Source organism: Allomuricauda sp. CAU 1633 (assembly GCF_017313225.1).
Lineage (GTDB): Bacteria > Bacteroidota > Bacteroidia > Flavobacteriales > Flavobacteriaceae > Flagellimonas.
In genome coordinates this window covers 191447-212693 of sequence record NZ_JAFLNE010000001.1, presented here as the reverse complement: position 1 = coordinate 212693, position 21247 = coordinate 191447, and the positions used below count along the sequence as shown (strand labels likewise).

Genomic DNA, 21247 nt, shown 5'->3' with positions numbered 1-21247 from the left:
ATTAGTTTTTCAAAGCGCTCACCGTAACCAACAATTGACCCACATGGCGTTGGCTGTGTTCAGCAGCATGAAACAACAACCCGATCACTGTTGATGGTAACTTTTTACGGCCAACGAACCGTTCATCCGTAAGAGCATTTTCAGGGATGGTTTTAAAATAATCCAAAGCCTCATTGACTTTGTTTTCAAAATCTTCAATCAAATGCTGGGCATTTGGCGCATTCTCCTCACTGCCTTCATTCTTTAAAAAATGGAATTGGGCCTCGGTCAAGGATTCTTCCTTGGCATAGGTGAGCATTCGGTCCAGCACTCCGGTCAAATGCCGCAGGTGAAATCCAACCGAAGCTCTCCCAAACGGTTTTTCCCAAAGTTTTTCTTCAGGGAAATCCACTAAATAGATTTTTATTTCCCGGACAGATTGCAGCAAAGCATGGGCCGCGGGTTGCAACAGCGCAGGAACATCGGGAATCGGACCACTCAACCAATATTCTTGGGGAGCTGACATAAAAATGGTTTTACACTTCTTAAAAATCCCTGTAATCGCCAGACAAATATTTGTTCGCTTTCTCTTCTTTGAACTTCGCGGCTTCTGAATCCCAATGCAAGGTTTCACCGGGGAATCGTCCTGCAATGGTGCCCAACAAGATGGTCTCGGTCAATCGAGCGGCATAATCGAAGGGTGCAGTAGTTTCCCCCTTGCCCAAACAGGCATCCACAAATTGATGGTAATGTTTTGGGCCTTCGGTTTCATAATTACGGATAGGTTCACCCAAGTTGTGTTCCTCAGAAATCTTGGCAATTTCCTTGGAGATGTCCACATATTTTCCCTTTTTGATTTTCTTGGGCAATTGCATAAAGTGGGGCAATAACAGTCGTCCTTTTTCCCCAACGAACATGGCCCCTTGTTCTGGTAATTCATTTTCTCCGGCAACACCAGCATCCAATGAAATCTTGTCTGCTACACTTTTCTCACCGGATGTAGCAGTCTTTTTCATTTCCATGCCCGGTAACATAAGGTCTTCACTCAAGGTTGGAGCCCCTGGCCCATCATACCAAACCCACTTTAAGGTTTTTGTGGTATAAGGTGTTTGCGGAAATTCATACGTGACCGTATTTTTTTCGGGATAGCCATAGCCACTGGGAGGTCGGCATGCAGTAGTGATGGTAGTGGGAACATCCAACGCCAATGCGTTATACGGCGTGTCAAAAATATGAACCCCCATATCACCCAAAGTACCACAGCCGTAATCGACTAACTTTCTCCAATTGCCAGGATGGTAGTACCCATCTTTATAAGGTCGTTCCGCTGAAGTGCCCAACCACAGGTTCCAATCCAACTGTGCTGGAACTGGGTCTTCACCTTCGGGCGCCTTTCCATCAAAACCCCAATTTTTTGGGGACCAAGCATGAACGGTATGCACTTTTCCAATGATTCCAGATTGAATCAAAAGTGTAGCCAACTTGTAATCGTAAAACGAGTGTACTTGAATCCCCATTTGGGTTACGAGACCTTTATCCGCAGCCATCTTTTTCATGGCTCGGGACTCAGAGACATAATGCGTCAATGGTTTTTGGCAATACACGGGTTTGTTCATTTCCATGGCCATCAATGAAGCAGGGGCATGGGTATGGTCTGGAGTCGATACAATGACTGCATCAATTTCATCTTCCAGTTCTTCAAGCATGGCTCTGTAATCAAAAAACACTCGTGCACCAGGATGTAGTTTATGGGCTGCAGCCAAATTAACGGCATCCACATCACAAAGAGCGGTTACTTCCACTTGTGGGTGCGAAGAAATAGCCTTAAGATCTTCATTTCCCATATTCCCTACACCGATATGGGCTGTACGAAGTTTTTGCTGTGGGTCTAAATTTTTCAATAGTGATGGTGCCAGTGCCAGACCCAAAACGCCAACACTGCTTTTTTTGATAAACTCTCGTTTGTTCATACTATGTTGTTAGTCAGTTATAGTTTTTTGATTTTAATATTGCGGAACCAAATGGAGCTGGAATGGTCTTGAAGGGCAATGTACCCTGTTTTAAACTTTCCATAATCGGGAGCATTGTCCCATTTTCCGGAATTCTTTTTGACATACCAGTCTTCGGACCAAGGCACAAATTCCAATAACTTTTTACCATTGAGCCAGTGTTCTACTTTTTCCGGGGTAAATACTATAGTGGTTGAATTCCATTCCATAACTGGATTCAATTGTTTTTGGGATTCATCCGCTACGTGCATGGCATAATCCGCTCCAGTTTTCTGCCAATCCTGAAGCAGTTCTGGGTGCTCCGCACCAAATTGCGAGTTGTATCCTACCAAATCGTGGATATTGGCATAGTTTTCATCATCAATAAGCTGATATTCAGGGGCGACCTCTGGAGGGCCGTCATACCCCTCTTTCACATGGTAAAGAATACCGCTGTTTCCACCTGCAGGGATTTTCCATTCAATATAGAGTTCAAAATTGTCGAACTCCTCAGCACCGTAGAGAATGTCCTTTCCGCCCGTATAGTCCTGTTCCAGTCCCAATTCGGTATCAAAAGTGAGCGTACTGTCCTTTATGGTCCAGCCCGGAGGCAATGAATCCATATTGTACCCGCGCCAGCCTTCTAAGCTGGTTCCATCAAAAAGATATTTCCAGTCTGAAACGACTTTTTCAGTGGTCTCAGTCGCTTTTGGACTATCTTCATTTTTAGGTTTGTTTTTACAGGCAGTAGCCAGAGCAATAAAGAGGATTAGGAACTTGAAATAATGTTGCATTGTGTGGATAAAGATTTTTTTGGTGGGTTAAAGTACAAAATATTGATAACCTTTTTTCTCCCATTTTCATTACATTTAAGGCCGACTAACTCAACACGTTTAAAATGAAGACTAGCTTTCTCAAAATCGGTATGCTTGTGCTTACCGCAGCATTATGCATTGCCCCAGTTCAATCCCAAAGAAAAAAGAAAACACAAACCACTTCCGAATATCCAAAAGAGCTCTATTCCAGCTTGGAGTATCGGTTGATAGGTCCGTTCCGCGGAGGACGTTCCGCAGCAGTGACCGGGGTACCCGGTGAACCCAACTTGTTCTATTTTGGAGCTACAGGAGGTGGTGTTTGGAAAACCACCAATGGTGGGCGGACGTGGAGCAATATTTCTGATGGTTATTTCGGCGGAAGTATAGGGGCTGTTGAAGTGGCCCAGAGTGACCCCAATGTTATTTATGTAGGCGGCGGAGAGGTAACCGTTCGAGGGAATGTTTCAAGTGGTTACGGTGTTTGGAAAACAGAAGATGGCGGTGCCACTTGGCAGGAAGCTGGACTTGAAAAAAGCAGGCATGTGCCCAGAATTAGGGTGCATCCAACCGATTACAATACCGTTTATGCCGCTGTTCTTGGTGACATCTACAAACCAACCAAAGAAAGAGGAGTATATAAGAGTACTGACGGCGGAAAGTCTTGGAAGCAAGTACTTTTTGTGAACAATCAATCGGGTGCCGTAGACCTTACGTTTGACCCCAATAATCCTAGAATCTTGTATGCGGCTACTTGGAGAGTACAACGAACGCCTTATAGTTTGAGCAGTGGTGGCGATGGTTCTGCGCTTTGGAAAAGTACCGATAGTGGAGAAACCTGGACCGAAATTTCAAAGAATGAAGGTTTCCCGAAAGATACGTTGGGCATCATCGGAGTATCCGTATCGCCCAAAAACAGCAACCGGGTTTGGGCTATCGTGGAAAATAAGGAAAAGGGCGGATTGTATCGCTCTGAGGATGGCGGAAAAAAATGGACCTTGGTCAATGAAGAACGAAAAATACGTCAACGTGCATGGTACTATACTCGTGTCTATGCCGATACCGAAGATGAAGATGTGGTGTATGTCCTGAACGTACAATACCACAAAAGTACCGATGGCGGGAAAAGTTTTAGCACCTTCAATGCACCCCATGGAGACCACCACGATTTATGGATAGCCCCTGAAAATTCCCAACGTATGGTCATGGGAGATGATGGCGGTGCGCAAATCAGTTACGATGGCGGTGAAACCTGGAGTACCTATTACAATCAACCTACCGCACAATTCTATCGTGTCACTACCGACAATGCTTTTCCGTATCGCATTTATGTGGCTCAGCAAGATAATTCAACCTTGCGCATCAACCATAGAAGTGATGACGGCTCTATCGGTGAAGATGACTGGGAGGAAACCGCCGGAGGTGAATCAGCACATATTGTGGTAGACCCTGCCAATGATGATATTGTTTATGGTGGCAGTTACGGCGGATTTTTGACCAGGGTTAATCATGAAACCAATACGGTAAGAGGTATTAATGTATGGCCAGACAACCCAATGGGTTATGGAGCCGAGGGGATGAAATACCGTTTTCAATGGAATTTCCCCATCATTTTCAGCAAGCATGACCCAAAAAAGTTGTATACCTTCTCCAACCATGTGCATATGAGCACCAATGAAGGTCAGAGTTGGGAATTGTTGAGTGACGACCTTACAAGAAACGACCCAACAAAATTGGTGTCCAGTGGAGGTCCCATCACTCAGGATAATACCAGTGTGGAATACTACTGCACCATTTTCGCTGCCAATGAAAGTCCTTTGAAAGAAGGCTTGCTTTGGGTTGGTAGTGATGATGGTCTGATTCATGTGACCAAGGATGGTGGAGAAACTTGGGAAAACGTTACCCCACCCAATATGCCCGAATGGAATATGATCAACAGTGTGGAACCTTCCGCTTTTGATGAAGGGACTTGCTATGTTGCGGCAACCCGATACAAGTTGGGTGATTTTGCTCCGTATCTGTACAAGACCACCGATTACGGGAAGACTTGGACCAAAATTACCAACGGTATCGAGGACGAGCATTTTACCCGTGTGGTTCGTGAAGACCCCAAAAGAAAAGGATTATTATACGCCGGAACGGAAACGGGGATGTACATTTCCTTCAATGATGGTCAGAACTGGGAAAAATTCCAGATGAACCTGCCTATTGTGCCTATCACGGATTTGACGATCAAAGATGATAATTTGATTGTTGCCACCCAAGGAAGGAGCTTGTACATTATTGATGATTTAACTGTTTTGCATCAGTTGGATGCTTCAAAAAAATCGGCAGATGCTATTTTATACCATCCAAAAGATAGCTATCGCACCAAAGGGTCGGCTGCTCAAAATCCCTCACTGACCGAAGGTCAAAACCATCCCAACGGTGTGGTGACCCATTTTTACTTGAAGGATGTCGCTGAAAAGGATAGCATTGTCCTGACGTACACATCGATGTCAGGCGATACCTTGGCATCGTACAGCAATAAAGCAACGGACAAGGATAAAAAACTGACGGTGAAAAAAGGAGGGAATACACATGTTTGGGATACACGCGGAAAAGGGGCAAAACTATTGGATGGCATGATTTTATGGTGGGCCAATCTGGATGGAGCCAAAGCGGTACCCGGTTCGTACAAAGTTCATTTGAATGTGAACGGAAGCGATCAATCCCAAGACTTTAAGATTCTTCCTGATCCAAGAGCTGAGGTTTCTGTGGCCGACATGCAAAAACAGTTCGATTTCATTTCGGATATCAATGAAACTGTGGATAAGGCGCACAAGTCCATTCAAAAAATTAGGAACATCAATGGTAAATTGGACGAATTCATCAAAAAGTACAAAGACAATGAAGCTACCAAAGCATTGGTTGAAAAAGCGAAAGAAATGAAGGAAGGTTTTGGTGAGATTGAAAAGGCACTGTACCAAACCCAGAACCGAAGTGGCCAAGATCCTTTGAACTTCCCCATCCGATTGACGAATAAATTGGCGCATTTGAACAGTTTGGTTTCCATTGATGATTTTCCTCCAACGGAGCAGGACATTGCCGTGAAAAACGAACTTTCAGGCAAAATCAAGACCCAATTGACGGCTTTTGATGCTTTGGTGGATGAGGAAATCGAAGCGTTCAATGACGAGTTCAACAGTTTGGGGTTGGAGTATTTGAGTATTGAGGACTAAGGTAAAACGGTTTCAATCATGAAAAAAGCATTCTTTCTACTGTGTGCACTCTGCGGAACCTTGGCCTTTGGCCAAACTGCAAACGAGTATTTTAAACCCATGAAGTTTAGGAACATTGGTCCATTTCGGGGTGGTCGTTCCGTAACCGCAAGCGGTGTGGTTGGTGACCCATTGACATACTATATGGGAACAACCGGAGGTGGACTCTGGAAGACCACCAATGCTGGAGGACGTTGGGACAACATTTCTGATGGTTTTTTTGAAATGGGTTCCGTGGGAGCGGTGGCTGTTTCAGCATCAAACCCAAATATTGTCTACTGTGGAATGGGAGAACATGCTCCTCGTGGGGTGATGACCTCCTACGGAGATGGCGTATACAAATCCAATGATGCAGGTAAGACCTGGATTAAACTCGGTCTGGAAAAAACACAGCATATTTCTAGAATCATCATTCATCCTACCAATCCTAATGTGGTGTATGTGGCTGCCCAAGGCGCCTTGTACGGTCCCAATAAAGAACGTGGAGTTTATCGTTCCACGGATGGAGGCAAGACTTGGAAGAACATTCTTTTTGTGGATGAGGGTACGGGAGCCGTTGAATTGTCCATGGATGCACAAAATCCTTTGGTGTTGTACGCCGCTATGTGGGAACATCAACGCAAACCCAATATCGTGATAAGTGGGGGTAAAGGTAGTGGACTCTACAAAAGTTCTGACGGAGGCGATACATGGACCGAGTCGACAGAAGGACTTCCCAAAGAAAAAGGGAAAATGGCCATTGCCGTAAGCCCTGCCAATTCCAACAAGGTATATGCCCTTATTGAAAGCGATTCCAATGCGGATAAAGGCGGACTTTTTGTGTCCAACGATGCTGGAAAAACGTGGGGCATGGTCAGTGGTGACAACCGTTTGGTACAACGAGCTTGGTATTATATTGAAGTGTTTGCGGATCCCAATGACGAGGATACCGTTTACGTGTTGAGTGCTGAAATGTTTCGGTCTGAAGATGGCGGAAAAACCTGGGAGACCATTGAGGTGCCCCATGGAGACACCCATGATCTTTGGATCAACCCGAAAGATTCCAAAAACATGGTTATGGCCGATGATGGTGGAGCCACCATCACTTTCAACTATGGTGAGAACTGGACACTTCAGGAAAATATGCCTACGGCACAGTTTTATCGTATCAATACCGACAACCTTTTCCCATACAATATTTATGGTGGACAACAGGACAATACTTCGGTTAAAATAGCCAGTCTTTCGGTAGGTCGATGGAGCATCACCCTAGAAGATTGGCATTACTCCGCAGGTGGCGAAAGCGCCTTTTTAGGTTTCGACCCAGATAATCCGCGCTATGTAATGGGTGGCAGTTATTTGGGAACCATTGAGCTGTTGGATATGGAATCGAAAATGTCCACTAATGTTATGGCGGCACCCATCCAATATTTGGGCCGCGATGCACGCGACATGAAATACTTATACAACTGGAATGCACCCATCATTTGGTCACAACACGAACCCGGTACGTTCTATCATGGAGCCCAGTTGGGACTTCGTACCCGAGATAATGGAATGACCTGGGAGGAAATTTCCCCTGACCTCACCCGTGATCAAGATGAACTTCAGGGAAAAGGCGGAGGACCCTATACGAATGAGGCAGTAGGGGCTGAAAACTACGGTACTTTGGCCTACATTATTGAATCGCCTCATGAAAAAGGGGTGCTCTACACCGGCAGTGATGATGGATTGGTCCACGTGACCAGAAATGGGGGAGATACATGGGAAAACATCACCCCAAAAGGATTACAGGAATGTTTGGTCAATGCTATTGAGGTATCGCCGCATGACCCGGCTACAGTCTACATTGCCACGACCCGCTATAAATTCAATGACCACACTCCGGCGCTGTACAAGAGCGCCGACTATGGAAAAACATGGTCGAATATCAGTTCCGGAATTCCGTATGGTTCGTTCACACGAGTGGTTCGTGAAGACCAAGAACGCAAGGGATTGCTCTACGCTGGAACAGAAAAGGGATTGTACATTTCTTGGAATGATGGCAAAAACTGGGAAGCATTACAATTGAATTTGCCCAAAACGCCCATCACCGACTTGAAAGTGCATAAAGGCGATTTGATTGTGGCTACATCCGGACGTTCATTCTGGATTTTGGACAACATCACCATACTGTCGCAATACGCATCGAACCCAAATGTGTTGAAACTTTTTTCACCCGAAGATGCCATTCACGGTTTTTGGGGAAGTCCATTGAACAGTAGCTCGAAAGAAGTTAAGGGAACCAATCCGTATGAAGGGGTGAACCCAGCTAATGGCATGGTTATCTATTACAATCTGCCCAAGGCGATGGACAGCACGGAGATTACCATGGACATCTTGAACGAACAAAGCAAAATTGTACGAAGCTTCACCTCCAAAAAGGACGAGGATTATATTCCACACCATGGTGGTGGTGCGCCGCCGGCCCCGGTTTTGGGAACCAGCAAAGGATTGAACCGTTTTGTTTGGGATTTGAAGACAGCCATAGTCCCTGGAATTCCAAACGTTTATATTGAAGCGGATTTTACGGGGCATAAAGTCCCTCCGGGAGCGTACACGCTTCGTTTAAAAGTCAATGGAGAAACGGTGACTGCAGAAGGAGAGGTTGTACCTACTCCCAATGTGGATGTGACACTGGAAAATTATAAGGAGCACGATGCTTTTATGACCGAGGTAGAAGCCAACTTGACCGATATGCATCAAAAGTTAAATACATTGTTCAAGGTTCAAGGGCAATTGAAAGAACTTTTGGAAGATTTGGAAAATGAATCCCTCAAAGAGGAAGGAAAAGCACTTTTGGCCAAGCTAAAAGCATGGGATGAAGATATGGTGCAGCGCAAATCGCAAGCGTATGATGATGTGGAGAATTTCCCCAATAAGTTTACCGCTGAATATTTGTTCATGGCGAACCATAGTAACAGCGCATTGCCCAAAATCAATCAACCCTCAAAGGATAGAAAAAAGGAATTGGATGCCCAATGGGCGGGATTGCGTCAACGTGCCCTAACTTTGATGAACTCCGATATTCCCAATTACAATAAAAAGCTTTGGGAGAATGGCGTGGGTGCGATTCGAATGTAACATTTAAAAATAGAGTAGATTGTTGTACGCATATATCAAATCGTTACACTTGATTTTTGTGGTGACCTGGTTTGCGGGCCTGTTTTACATTCCCAGACTGTTCATTTACCATATTGAGGCCATGCAAAAACCATCGCCCGACAAAGAAATCTTGAGCGATCAGTTGAAATTGATGACCAAACGGTTGTGGTACATTATCACTTGGCCCTCGGCGATTTTGTGCACGGTCTTTGCGATATGGCTGTTGGTTTTGATGTCAGGGTGGCTGCAACAACCTTGGATGCACGTTAAACTCGCTTTTGTGGTGCTTTTGTTTGGGTATCATTTTAAGTGTCACCAAATATTCAAACAATTGCAACGCGATGAGGTCAACTACACTTCGCGATTTATGCGGATTTGGAACGAAGTGGCCACATTGATTCTATTTGCCGTGGTGTTTTTGGTGGTCCTTAAAAATGCGTTCAATTGGATCTATGGCGTCATCGGCATTGTGGTTTTGGCCATTTTATTGATGCTCGGTATTCGGCTGTACAAGCGCATACAGGATAAGAATCCGGATGCTTAAAAAAGTTCAAGTATCAAGAGCAAGTATCAAGTTCAACACAGCAAGATTCAAATTTAGATGAACTTGAGTCTTGTACTTGAATTTGTGCTTGGGCTTTAATTGACTTGATAATTGTGTAATTTTATCTCAAATCAGCTAAGATTGCTCAGTAAACTCTCCTTACGATCCCGTATTTTTTTCACCATGATCCTATTGGTGGTCATTGCTTCGGTATTGATTGCCGGAGTAACTATTTACCAATACAATGAACAGGCAAGGGATTACCATGAAAACCGGTTGGAGCGAAAAGAGGAACAGGTTATCCAGAGTATTTCATATACGCTTAGGGAGACTACCTATCCGGTAAACACCGATAATTTGGGTCTTATCTTTAAGGATGAAATTTATAAAATAGCTGATGTCCAAAATGTAAATTTCAATATCTATGACCTCGAAGGAAACCTGATCAAAAGTTCTAGGCCCAGCTTTGAGGCCGATTCCATATCCAATTGTTTGGATGCGAATGTGCTTAATTTTTTAAGGGATAGTGGGCAAAAAAGGTATGTGGAGGAACAACATGCGGCTGGAGATGACTATCAAGCTTCCTATACCTATATCAACGACCCTAAGTTTAAGCCCATTGGCATTATGAACCTCCCTTATTTTGAGGACAATTCCTTCAACAACCATGAGCTAAAGGAGTTTTTATTGCGATTGGGAGGGGTGTACTTGGTGATGTTGCTCTCGGCCATTCTTTTGGCTTACGTTATTTCAAAATATATAACGCGGTCCTTGCAAACTATTTCCGATAAGATGAAGCAGACCAATCTGAACCTGCAAAACGAGAAAATCTATATAGAGAATCCCAGTGAAGAGATTGGCAACTTGGTTGATTCCTACAATAGAATGATTGATGAACTTGAGGAAAGCGCTGTAAAACTGGCCAAAAGCGAACGCGAACAAGCGTGGCGCGAAATGGCAAAACAAGTGGCCCATGAAATCAAAAACCCATTGACCCCTTTGCGGTTGACCGTTCAAAGCTTTGAGCGTAAGTTCGACCCCAATGACCCAGCCATCCAATCCAAAGTAAATGAGTTTTCAAAAACCTTGATCCAACAGATAGATACCATGAGCAACATTGCCACGGCCTTTTCCAGTTTTGCCAATATGCCGGCACAGCAGAACGAGACCCTGAATGTGGTGAAAATCGTAAAATTGGCCTTGGAGATTTTCAATGAGGATTACATTCATTTTATTGCTGATGAAGAGGAAATCATTGCCAAATTGGATCGCACCCAACTTATTCGGGTCATAACAAACTTGGTGAAAAATGCCATCCAGGCCATTCCAGAAGTTGAATTTCCCAGGATTTTGGTTACCGTGGCCACTGAAGGGCAGCAGGTAAAAATTTCGGTGGCAGACAATGGAATTGGTATTTCAGATGAGTTTAAACACAGGGTTTTTGAACCCAAATTCACTACAAAATCAAGCGGCACCGGTCTTGGGCTCGGCATGGTAAAAAACATTGTGGAAAACTATGGAGGAACCATTACTTTTACTTCAAAGGAAGGTAAGGGAACCGTATTCACCATACGATTTCCAAAAGAATAAAGGCACATAAAAAGCGCTCATGAACTACGAAAACATTTACATAGAGGAGGAAAACAACATTGCCACCATCACCATTAATCGACCTGAGAAAATGAACGCCCTCAATAAGCGAACCATTGAGGAGCTTCATGTGGCTTTCAAGGAATTGGATGAGGACGATGAGACCAAAGTAATTATCATTACCGGAAGTGGAGAAAAAGCCTTTGTGGCTGGAGCAGATATTTCAGAGTTTGCGCATTTTTCGGTCAAGGAAGGCCGACAGTTATCAGCAATGGGTCACAAAAACCTCTTTAACCTTGTTGAAAATCTGAACACACCTGTCATTGCTGCTATAAATGGTTTTGCTCTTGGCGGAGGACTGGAATTGGCCATGGCCTGTCATTTTCGAGTTGCGAGCAGTAATGCCAGAATGGGTCTCCCCGAAGTATCCTTGGGCGTAATCCCCGGATATGGGGGTACCCAGCGCTTGCCCCAGCTTGTGGGAAAGGGAAGGGCCATGGAAATGATTATGACTGCAGGCATGATTGATGCGGATAAAGCCTTTGCTTACGGATTGGTGAACCATGTGGCATCCCCAGAGGAATTATTGCCTCTTTGCGTTAAAATAGCGAGCAGGATATCGAATAATTCCGCTGTAGCCATAAAACATGCAATAAAAGCGGTAAATGCTGGTTTTAAGTATGATGCTGATGGCTATGCCGTGGAGATTGATGCTTTCGGCCATTGTTTTGGTACCGACGATTTCAAGGAAGGAACGTCGGCCTTTTTGGAGAAACGCAAGGCAAACTTCCCCGGTTCATAACCATTGGCTTAACTAAGCCAGACCAATGAAAAAACAGATACTTTTACTTTGCTTCCTTCTTATTGGGATGATTTTGGGTGCCCAAAAAATGCCAGTTTCCTATGATTTTGGCGAAAAATTCCATGATCGCTATCGTTATTCAAATCTCTTGACCATAGATGAAGATGGCACCGGGGGATATATTTTGGTTAGGGCCTATTACCAAGGACTCATTTTAAAACCCAAAGGCTACCTTATTGAACATTACAACCAAGATTTAGAACTGATTTCCGAGTATAACTACAAGTTGAAGGGCTTGGATTTTGTGGATGGTTTTCTCAAAAATGGCCAATTAAACCTGTTGTTCCTTAATTACAATTACGACTACGGGCAATATGAATATTGGGTGCATACGAGCCCTATTATTGCCTTTAATTTTAGGACTGAAAAGCTGTTGTCCATTACTTCCGAAGAAGTAAACGACCCCGTTGGCAAAAACTATTACAACCGTAATTTTTCCAATGGATTCTCCACAGCGATTTTATTCAATGAGGACAAAACCGGATTTATTATCAGTACCCATCATAAAAAAGGAAAAAGTAACAAGCACATCATCCATTTGTATGATACTGCATTGAAAAAGCGGTTTGAATACGACTTTTCGGATGAGATTGAAGAGAAAAATTACGCTTTTGAGAATTTGGCCATCACACGGGACCTTCAAACCGCCTACATTGTAGGGAAAGCCTATTTTAAAAAGAAACGTTTTCAAGTAGATGAGCGTAAATTTCAATATGAGTTGATCAAACTTTCCCAAAATGGCAGCAAGACCCAATCTTTTGTGGATCCCGGAAAATATCCGGAAGCCTTATATCCCATCATTTTGGATAACAGACTGGTCTGTGCAGGGTTTTATGCCGATAGAAAGGATAATCGGTACAATGGCATCGCCTATTTTGATGTAAATCCAACTACGTTGGAAATCAATGCCCGAAAATATAATCCCTTTTCCCAGCAATTTATGGAAGACAAATTTGGTAGGGAAGAAGATAAGGTGATCAAGAATTTGGTCTTTAAAGGAGTTGAGATTACTCCAGAGAAAAATATCTTTTTTAACGCAGAAGAGTATTTTGTCACTTCTGGACTAGAGGTTACCGGAGCGGGCCAACGGGTAAAAATTGAGCGGTATCATCATAACGATATTGTAAGTGTAAAGTTGAACTCCAATGGAAACATGGAGTGGGCCAGAAACATCAACAAGACCGAAGTAACCCAAGGTGATGGTGCTTATGCTTCCTATAGCTCGTATTGCAAAAACGGAAAGACCTATTTCTTCATCTGTACGGCTGCGGAAAATCCACAATTGATCAATAATGAGCGACTCATCTTTAAACAAGGGTTGAGTCGAAACCGGAACGTTTTCCTCATTTCTTTGGATGAAAACGGGGTAATGGATTATGAAAAAATCATTGACCAACAAGAAGCCCGATTGCCCTTAATGGTATCCAAACCTTTAAAGAACGAGCAAGAGGACAACATGCTCTTCTATGCTAAAAGAGGGAGCAAAAAACAGTTGGTTAAGGTAGACTTCAAGTAAAGTTTTTCATAAACGTTAAATACAATTTGACACATCTGAATATTGGAAATATTCCCTAAATTTGGAATAAATCCAATTTTATGGAACCCGAAAAATTTCTCAAAGGCAGGGGAGCACAGCAAAACACGCCCAACAAGTTTTTAAAGCATGTGTATGAAATGCGGGAGGATTTTTTGGAATTTTGTCGCTTGGAAGGCGAAGAGGCGGAGAACAACAAGACCCAATACATACCCATATTCCCAAAAACCATTGTCAACAAAGTGGATAGCCCAGATGTTGGGATGGCCTATTCCATGAACCCCTACCAAGGCTGTGAACACGGATGTATTTATTGCTATGCGCGCAATGCACATGAATATTGGGGCTACAGCGCAGGATTGGATTTTGAACGCAAGATTTTGGTAAAGAAGGCGGCACCAGAGTTATTGGAGGCCAAGATCAAACACAAAAACTGGAAGGCACAGACTATTGTACTTTCTGGCAACACCGATTGCTATCAACCTGCAGAAAAGAAGTTTGAAATCACCCGAAAATGTTTGGAAGTCTTCTTAAAGTATCGTCATCCTGTGGGCATCATCACAAAAAATGCTCTTATTCTTCGCGATTTGGATATTTTAAAAGAGTTAAATGCCCATCAATTGGTAGGAGTGAATATTTCCATCACTTCTTTATCAGAAAAAACAAGACGGAAGTTGGAACCCCGTACGGCTTCCCTTCAAAAAAGACTGAAAGCGATTAAGGTACTTTCAGAGAACAAGATTCCAGTCAATGCTATGTTGGCTCCCATGATTCCAGGTATAAACAGTCATGAATTGTTGCAGTTGGCAAAAACGGTCTCGGAGCATGGAGCACTTTCGTTTGGATTTACTGTTGTCCGACTCAACGGCGCTATTGGCCAGATTTTTACCGATTGGATTAAGAAGGCGATGCCCGACCGGGCCGAAAAGGTCTTGCACCTCATTCAAGATTGCCATGGAGGGAGCATTAATGATAGTCGTTTTGGACTTCGCAATCGTGGTGAAGGAAAAATTGCCACCCAAATCCACGATATGGCCAAGTTGGCAAGACAGCTATACTTTAAGGATAAAAAATTCCCTAGTTTGAACAAGGATCTCCATGAGCAATATAAAAATGGACAGATGCGATTGTTCTGATGTGAGGCACCTTACAGCACTTGAAAACTCCGCTTGTAGACAAAAGAGATATAAGACGAGAGAAATAAGACCTATGATACAAGAGGCAAGAATGTTGGTGCATATTCGTGCAATTCGTGTCGGCTAAGTAATAACCTAACTTGCTCTAAACGACAAATCAATTATTTTAATAATTTAGAAATCTTGTCCAATCTGCGTTACATCTTTCGTCTTAATGATGAAAACAATGTATAACCGTTCACTTTGGGTGGACCTAAAAATGTAAATCAATGAGTAATTTTTTGTATTTGTTCAGGGGTGGCGATGAAGCTTATGCCAAATTATCAAAAGAAGAACAACAAGCCCACATGCAGGTGTGGGGCGAATGGATGGGAGGACTTAAGGAAAATGGAAAGCTTTTGGATGGCCTTCCTTTAGAAAAAGATGGAAAAGTGGTCCACAAACGTGGGGAAGTGATTACCAATGGTCCCTTTATTGAAGGGGCTGAAATGGTGGGAGGCTACCTTATTGTTTCGGCGAAGGACATTGATGAGGCTGTTGAAATCTCAAAAGGGTGTCCCATATTTGATTATGAGGGGGCTTTTGTTGAGGTACGCGAAATCCTTTCCTTGGAACACTAAAAATTGAAATGATTGTAAATGGCCTGACGTATAGTTGGGCTTTTTGTTTTTCGCTATGTCAAAGAACCATCATAAAGCTATTGAGCATCTTTTCCGAACGGAATATGGAAAGGTGGTGGCACTGTTGACCCATAAATTTGGCACATCATATCTGGAGCAAATTGAGGATGCAACCCAAGATACCTTCGTTAAGGCTATGCAAGTGTGGGCATATCAATCCATTCCAGATAATCCTACAGCGTGGTTGTATCGTGTGTCGAGCAACAGAATGATTGATGTATTGCGACGGGAGAAAAAAGTTGAATATCGGGAAGCTGGGGAGCTACAACCAAAAAGTACCATTGAACATTCCACGGACCCTTTTTTGGACCAGACTATTTCTGATAGTCAATTAAAAATGATATTTGCTTGTTGTCATCCAACGTTATCTGAGGAATATCAAATTATTTTGAGTTTAAAACTGATTGGCGGTTTCAGCAATAAAGAATTGGCGGAAGCTTTATTGAAAAAAGAGGATGCTGTTGCCAAATCGTTTACCAGGGCCAAGAAAAAGTTTCGGGAAGAAGTACAGCTATTAAAAATTCCGGTGCAGATGGGCCTACAATCAAGATTGTTTCAAGTTTTACGGGTCATTTACCTTTTATTTTCCGAAGGATATGCCGCCACCTCCGGTGCGCAGATCATTAAAAGGGACATCTGTTATGAAGCCTTGCGTTTGGCACTTCTACTTCAGGAAAATAAATACTGTAAACACCCCAATCTCAATGCCCTCATTGCATTAATGTGTTTTCATGCGTCCAGATTTGATGCCCGATTGGATGAAGCTGGAGAATTGGTCACCTTGGAACACCATGACCGTTCCAAATACAATCAGGAATTGATTTCCATTGGGATTCGGCATTTGGAAAATGCAGGGACATTGGATCGCACGCCATCGGATTATCATTTGGAAGCGGCACGATCCTATTATCATAGTACCGCTAAAAATTTTGCAGAAACTGATTGGAAAAGTATTCTCTACTTGTACGATGTGCAACTGAAACTCTACTATTCACCTATGGTGGCCCTGAATAGAATCATCCCTTTTGCCAAGGTACATGGCGCCAAAAAAGGTCTTGTAGAATTAGAAACCCTTGAACCAAAGAATAACTTTGAGGGACAAGGGCTCCTATATGCCATAAAAGCTGAACTTTTTGACGAATTAAATCATACTGAGGCACAACAATCTGCCTTGAAAAAGGCCATTGCGTTAACGGAAAACGAACTCATCAAAAGGCACTATAAAAAGAAGCTGAATCTCAGCTAAGACTTACATCTGTTCTTCTTCTCCTATATGCTTTTTATAGAACTTCCAGGCTTCACGAGCCACATCGCGTCCCAATTCCAAACCGGCAATATTATCAGATTGAATGTGATACCCACCTAATACCCTTGAGATACCGGCCATTTCGGCTGTTTTGGTAAACGTTGGAAACTTCAGGGTAACCGTATCGCCCAGATTGTCAGGTTCCGTCATTGCACCTGCAACAAGCTCTACTTCCGATCCAAACTCATCACTACCCGTCCAAAGTTTTAAGGCCTCGGCACACCCACCGCTAATGGTACTGTGTCCTGAGGTATAACTTGGGAAAGGAGGGCATAAAAAAGTATCTGGGGAATAAGGGCGCCATTGATTGCCATCCATTTCCATCATTCCTTTACCTACACCACCCCATGCCTTAATCTTTTGCTGGTCGTAATACTCATGAACCAAGGCAAAAGGCCTTGCAAAGTCGTAATACATTTTGCTGTCCCATGATGCAATGAACGCATCCATGGCCACCACTTGATTGTAAAAGAACATTTTAACATCTTGGTCCAAGGTATGGTTGTCCCTAATGGAAACTTCTTGGGCAAATTTTAACCAGTGTCCAGCCTGTTGCACGGATTGGGGTCCATCCCGCATGAACTCCACCAATGCTTTTTGCTCATCGGTAAGATTAGCCTGCATTTCAATTACTTCTTTTACCTCTTCTTCCAATTGCTTAGATCCTATCTTTGGAGGAGGCCCTGGACGGAATTGGTCGCCTGATTTCATGGAAACGGGTTTTACCTTGTCCCAAAATGGGGTTAAACATCCTGGAGCAAATTTTCCGCCTTTTCCATCAGAAAAATACTTGGGCTGCCAGCGGTTGGGGTCATTGTTTTGATCTACGGGATTGACAGGCTCGTAGCCGGTATAATCAAAGTAAGGTTCGCCATTGGAACCTTCTTCCTCGCCATATTGGTTGGCACCGTCACCTTTTCTAGCCTCAATGACAGCTTTTGCGGCCAAGTTCCCAATCCCCTCTGGCGTGGTTGGGTCCAAAGATTCATTGTCAGGGTCTAAGCCCAACTCTACCATAAAGTTGGTAAAGAGTTCCTTGTCTGAATAATAATATTCGTTCATAGCCCTGTAGGCGGCATAGCTAATGGCAATTTCCTTGTTTTTAAGGGTCTGCTCGTCAGAAGGGCGTCTTTCCACCCCATCAAGATAGACCGGAATGGCTTTTTCATCATATCGCGACCAAGCATCGAAAACGGACACAAAAATCAAACCCAAGAAGCGAGAGGTAATCGTAGGTCTTGGCTTGAACATTTCCGTATCGTTTGCTGTAGCGGTTATGGCTATTTGGCTCCATTGGTAGGCAATGTTGTCCGCTCCTTTGGGTTCCATGGCTGCATCAGCGGATTGCTCTGTTTTTTGTTTGCAGTTGAGTAAGGTTGCTATAACAAATAGCAACAAAATTGTTCTTTTCATATGTACCGTTAATCTAAGGCTGACGAATATAAGGGTTTAATACCCTAAACGCCAGCCATTAATTCAAAAAAAATTATGTCAGTTCCCAACCCTTGCGATATTCACGGGTAACCCATTCGTTCGCTTTTTCATAGTTGGTGATTTTCATATTGTCTCCATCCCAGAACAGTTTACGTCTGCCGGGATAGTCAAAAGGCTCCCAATCACCAACTTTTTTGCCTTCTTTCAATACTTTGTATTGATACGCTTTAACAGCTAAATTCCCCATAAGAACGGTCTCGGTAAGTCGTCCGGCTTTTTCAAAATTGGAGGAAGTTGGGGTTCCATTCAAACAGCCATCCACAAAATTGGCAATGTGTCCACCCACGCTACCAGGAACCCTAGGGTATTTGGGTGCGGGTGTTTTGTAAAGATCCATCATATCTGACGGAAGCAAACGTGCATTTTCTGAGTAGGTATCACAAATAAGGGTACCTTTTTCACCATACATGATGGTTCCGCCTCCACTATCGCCAATTGTTTCCCCATCTTTGAGTTCATCTGGAAGATTGGGTTTAATCCCACCATCGTACCAGTTAAGGGCTATATCTCCATGCTCTTCATGCTCAAACTTGAGATGAATTTTGGAGGATGGGGGACAGGAAGGACTATAATCCGCTTCAACAAAATCACCTACCCAAACGGTTGTACAACTGGCTTCAGCCTCTGTGGGATAACCCAAGTCAAGAACACTGAACGGGGTTTCCATGATATGACATCCCATATCGCCCAGAGCACCGGTGCCAAAATCCCACCAACCGCGCCACTTAAAGGGCAAGTATGCGGCATTGTAATCGCGTACAGCGGCAGGGCCGAGCCAAGTGTCCCAATCCAATTCTCTGGGCACTCTTTGTTTTTCCGAAGGAACAGGGACCCCTTGCGGCCAAACAGGTCGGTTGGTCCAGCAATCGATTGTGTGAACTTTTCCAATAATTCCAGATTCTACCCATTCCCGGGCAATGCGACTACCATCGCTGGAAGCACCTTGGTTCCCCATTTGGGTAACAATTCCGTTTTCTTCTGCCACTTTGTTCATTAACCGGGCCTCATAGATGTTATGGGTCAATGGCTTTTCAACATAGGCATGTTTTTTCTCCCGCATAAAGGGCAATGCTATGGTAGCGTGTGTGTGATCGGGCGTGGCTACCATGACAGCATCTATATCGTTCAGGTGTGCATCGAAGACCTTCCTAAAATCCTTGTATCGTTTTACATTGGGGAAAAGTTCATAGGTGGGTTGGGCTCTACGATCGTCCACATCGCAGAAGGATACGAATTTAACCATGCCGGTTTCGTGGAGACCGCGAATTACACTTGCGCCTCTGCCCCCAACGCCAAATGCACCTACATATAAAGTGTCACTTGGAGGAACATGGGTCTTTCCCAAAACATGGCTTGGAACAATAGAAAAAGCAGCTGAAGCCGCTGCTGCATTTTTGATGAATTTTCTTCTTTGCATTATGTTTAGTTTGAATAGTTTTCCAAGATACAAAAAACCACTAGAGGTCAAAGTTTATTCACCATTCCATTCTTTATAAAATTGTTCCAGGTAATCCAACATAAATTGATGTCTTTGTTGAGCCAGTTTTTTACCAGTTTCGGTGTTCATTTTTTCATGGAGGAGCAACAATTTTTCATAAAAATGATTGATTGTCGGGGCTTTGGAGTTCTTATATTCCTCCTTGGTCATGTTAAGATTGGGCGGAATATTAGGGTCATACAAAGGTCTATTTTTGAATCCACCATAATTAAATGTTCTGGCAATGCCTATTGCACCAATCGCATCCAAACGATCAGCATCTTGAACCACTTCCAGTTCTATTGATGAAAAAGTTGCTGAACTTTTATCCAAACTGTTTTTAAACGACATGTGTTGAATGATGTTCACCACATGATCAACGATTTTTATGTCCAAATTTTGGCCTTCAAGGAAATCCCTGGCCATTTTGGCCCCCACACTTTCATCGCCATCATAAAATTTGGGGTCGGCAATGTCATGTAGAAGGGCTGCCAATTGAACCACAAGCGAATCCACTTCTTCGTTTTGGGAAATCAACTTTGCGGTATTAAAAACCCGCTCAATATGAAACCAGTCGTGGCCACCTTCCGCATTTTGAAGCTCCTCTTTTACAAAAGTGATGGTATTTTGTATCAACTGATCTTGACTCATGGGGTGGTGGATATGCCAGATACAATTTGTTGCTCAACTTGGGCGATTAAGGCTTCTGCATCACCTTCAATCTCTATAGGAGGATGGACGGTAAATTTAAGATGGTTGCCTAATCCCATGGGAAACTTTCCAAAGCGCAACAACTTCCACGAATTATTGATGCTGATAGGAACAATCAATGCTGAAGGTGCATTTTTCATCAGCACCTTTAACCCGGTTGTGCGGAAAGGCTTAGGAACTCCGTTTCGGCTGCGGGTACCTTCTGGAAAAATAACGGCACTGCGTTTATGGTCCTCTATGTATTTTCCCAATTTTTGGAGTTCTGCGATGCTTTGTTTGGGGTCTTTTCGATCTATCAAGGCAGAACCACTGTTCCGCAAATTAAAAGATACACTGGGGATGCCTTTGCCCAATTCAATCTTACTTACAAATTTGGGATGGTGTTTTCGCATATACCAAATCAAAGGAGGAATGTCATACATGCTCTGATGGTTGGTAACAATGATCAAAGGTCTATCCATAGGAATAGTTTGCTGATTGGTAAAAGTATAACGAGTGCCCAGCACATTGGTACATCGCAAAATAAACCAATTGAGGATGGACACACTGCGTTTATGAGCATCATACCCAAAAACCTTCAAACAAAACCATTGAATAGGATGAAAAATAACCAGCACCAATCCAAAGCAGATAAAAAAAAGTATGGTCAAAGGATAGGATAGTAACTTTTGTATGCTCACAGTTTTGTTGGTTTATGTGGTTGAAATTGGGGACTAAAATAAAGCATCGTTCACTTTTTTAATGCTTAAAA

General features: G+C 43.3%; 16 protein-coding genes. 9 read left to right on the top strand and 7 right to left on the bottom strand.

What is annotated here, in order from left to right; genetic code table 11:
* Position 1: 1 nt before the first annotated feature.
* The 3 genes from J0X14_RS00910 to J0X14_RS00900 are packed head-to-tail and all read right to left on the bottom strand — an operon-like array spanning position 2 to position 2761.
* Positions 2-505 (bottom strand): DinB family protein, encoded by a 504-nt coding sequence (locus J0X14_RS00910; RefSeq protein WP_207095883.1) that lies wholly within the window; start codon positions 503-505, stop codon positions 2-4.
* Positions 506-524: 19 nt separating this feature from the next.
* A complete protein-coding gene (locus tag J0X14_RS00905) occupies positions 525-1949 on the bottom strand; it encodes a Gfo/Idh/MocA family protein (protein ID WP_207095882.1) in 1425 nt (474 codons plus the stop codon).
* Positions 1950-1966: 17 nt separating this feature from the next.
* Positions 1967-2761: a DUF1080 domain-containing protein gene (locus J0X14_RS00900; protein ID WP_207095881.1), complete on the bottom strand. Its 795-nt coding sequence runs from the start codon at positions 2759-2761 to the stop codon at positions 1967-1969.
* Between the two features lie 104 nt (positions 2762-2865).
* Here J0X14_RS00900 and J0X14_RS00895 point away from each other — a divergent pair, with 104 nt between their 5' ends.
* The 9 genes from J0X14_RS00895 to J0X14_RS00855 all read left to right on the top strand — a co-directional run bounded on the left by J0X14_RS00895 (position 2866) and on the right by J0X14_RS00855 (position 16754).
* Entirely contained in the window at positions 2866-6000 is a 3135-nt protein-coding gene (locus J0X14_RS00895) for a VPS10 domain-containing protein (protein ID WP_207095880.1), read from the top strand.
* Between the two features lie 18 nt (positions 6001-6018).
* Positions 6019-9141: a VPS10 domain-containing protein gene (locus tag J0X14_RS00890; RefSeq protein WP_207095879.1), complete on the top strand. Its 3123-nt coding sequence runs from the start codon at positions 6019-6021 to the stop codon at positions 9139-9141.
* Positions 9142-9160: 19 nt separating this feature from the next.
* The gene (locus tag J0X14_RS00885; RefSeq protein ID WP_207095878.1) at positions 9161-9706 is read left to right on the top strand and encodes a CopD family protein; all 546 of its coding nucleotides are present in this window, start codon (positions 9161-9163) and stop codon (positions 9704-9706) included.
* 183 nt (positions 9707-9889) lie between these two features.
* Positions 9890-11296, top strand: a complete 1407-nt coding sequence (locus J0X14_RS00880; protein WP_207096635.1) for a sensor histidine kinase — start codon at positions 9890-9892, stop codon at positions 11294-11296.
* A gap of 19 nt (positions 11297-11315) precedes the next feature.
* Positions 11316-12098, top strand: a complete 783-nt coding sequence (locus tag J0X14_RS00875; RefSeq protein WP_207095877.1) for an enoyl-CoA hydratase/isomerase family protein — start codon at positions 11316-11318, stop codon at positions 12096-12098.
* 25 nt (positions 12099-12123) lie between these two features.
* Entirely contained in the window at positions 12124-13674 is a 1551-nt protein-coding gene (locus tag J0X14_RS00870) for a hypothetical protein (protein ID WP_207095876.1), read from the top strand.
* An 80-nt stretch (positions 13675-13754) separates the two neighbouring features.
* On the top strand, positions 13755-14828 hold the full coding sequence (locus J0X14_RS00865; protein WP_207095875.1) for a PA0069 family radical SAM protein: 1074 nt from the start codon (positions 13755-13757) through the stop codon (positions 14826-14828).
* A 269-nt stretch (positions 14829-15097) separates the two neighbouring features.
* Positions 15098-15448, top strand: coding sequence for a YciI family protein (locus J0X14_RS00860; protein WP_207095874.1), 351 nt, complete (start codon positions 15098-15100; stop codon positions 15446-15448).
* A 55-nt stretch (positions 15449-15503) separates the two neighbouring features.
* Positions 15504-16754, top strand: a complete 1251-nt coding sequence (locus tag J0X14_RS00855; RefSeq protein WP_207095873.1) for an RNA polymerase sigma factor — start codon at positions 15504-15506, stop codon at positions 16752-16754.
* Positions 16755-16757: 3 nt separating this feature from the next.
* Here the strand turns inward: J0X14_RS00855 and J0X14_RS00850 are convergent, their stop codons facing one another.
* From J0X14_RS00850 to J0X14_RS00835, 4 genes are all read right to left on the bottom strand, one after another.
* Entirely contained in the window at positions 16758-18227 is a 1470-nt protein-coding gene (locus J0X14_RS00850) for a vanadium-dependent haloperoxidase (RefSeq protein ID WP_207095872.1), read from the bottom strand.
* A 73-nt stretch (positions 18228-18300) separates the two neighbouring features.
* The gene (locus J0X14_RS00845) at positions 18301-19725 is read right to left on the bottom strand and encodes a Gfo/Idh/MocA family protein (RefSeq protein ID WP_207095871.1); all 1425 of its coding nucleotides are present in this window, start codon (positions 19723-19725) and stop codon (positions 18301-18303) included.
* Positions 19726-19779: 54 nt separating this feature from the next.
* The gene (locus J0X14_RS00840) at positions 19780-20436 is read right to left on the bottom strand and encodes an HD domain-containing protein (RefSeq protein WP_207095870.1); all 657 of its coding nucleotides are present in this window, start codon (positions 20434-20436) and stop codon (positions 19780-19782) included.
* The gene (locus J0X14_RS00835) at positions 20433-21170 is read right to left on the bottom strand and encodes a lysophospholipid acyltransferase family protein (protein ID WP_207096634.1); all 738 of its coding nucleotides are present in this window, start codon (positions 21168-21170) and stop codon (positions 20433-20435) included. Before J0X14_RS00835 ends, J0X14_RS00840 begins: the two co-directional genes overlap by 4 nt.
* Positions 21171-21247 lie beyond the last annotated feature (77 nt).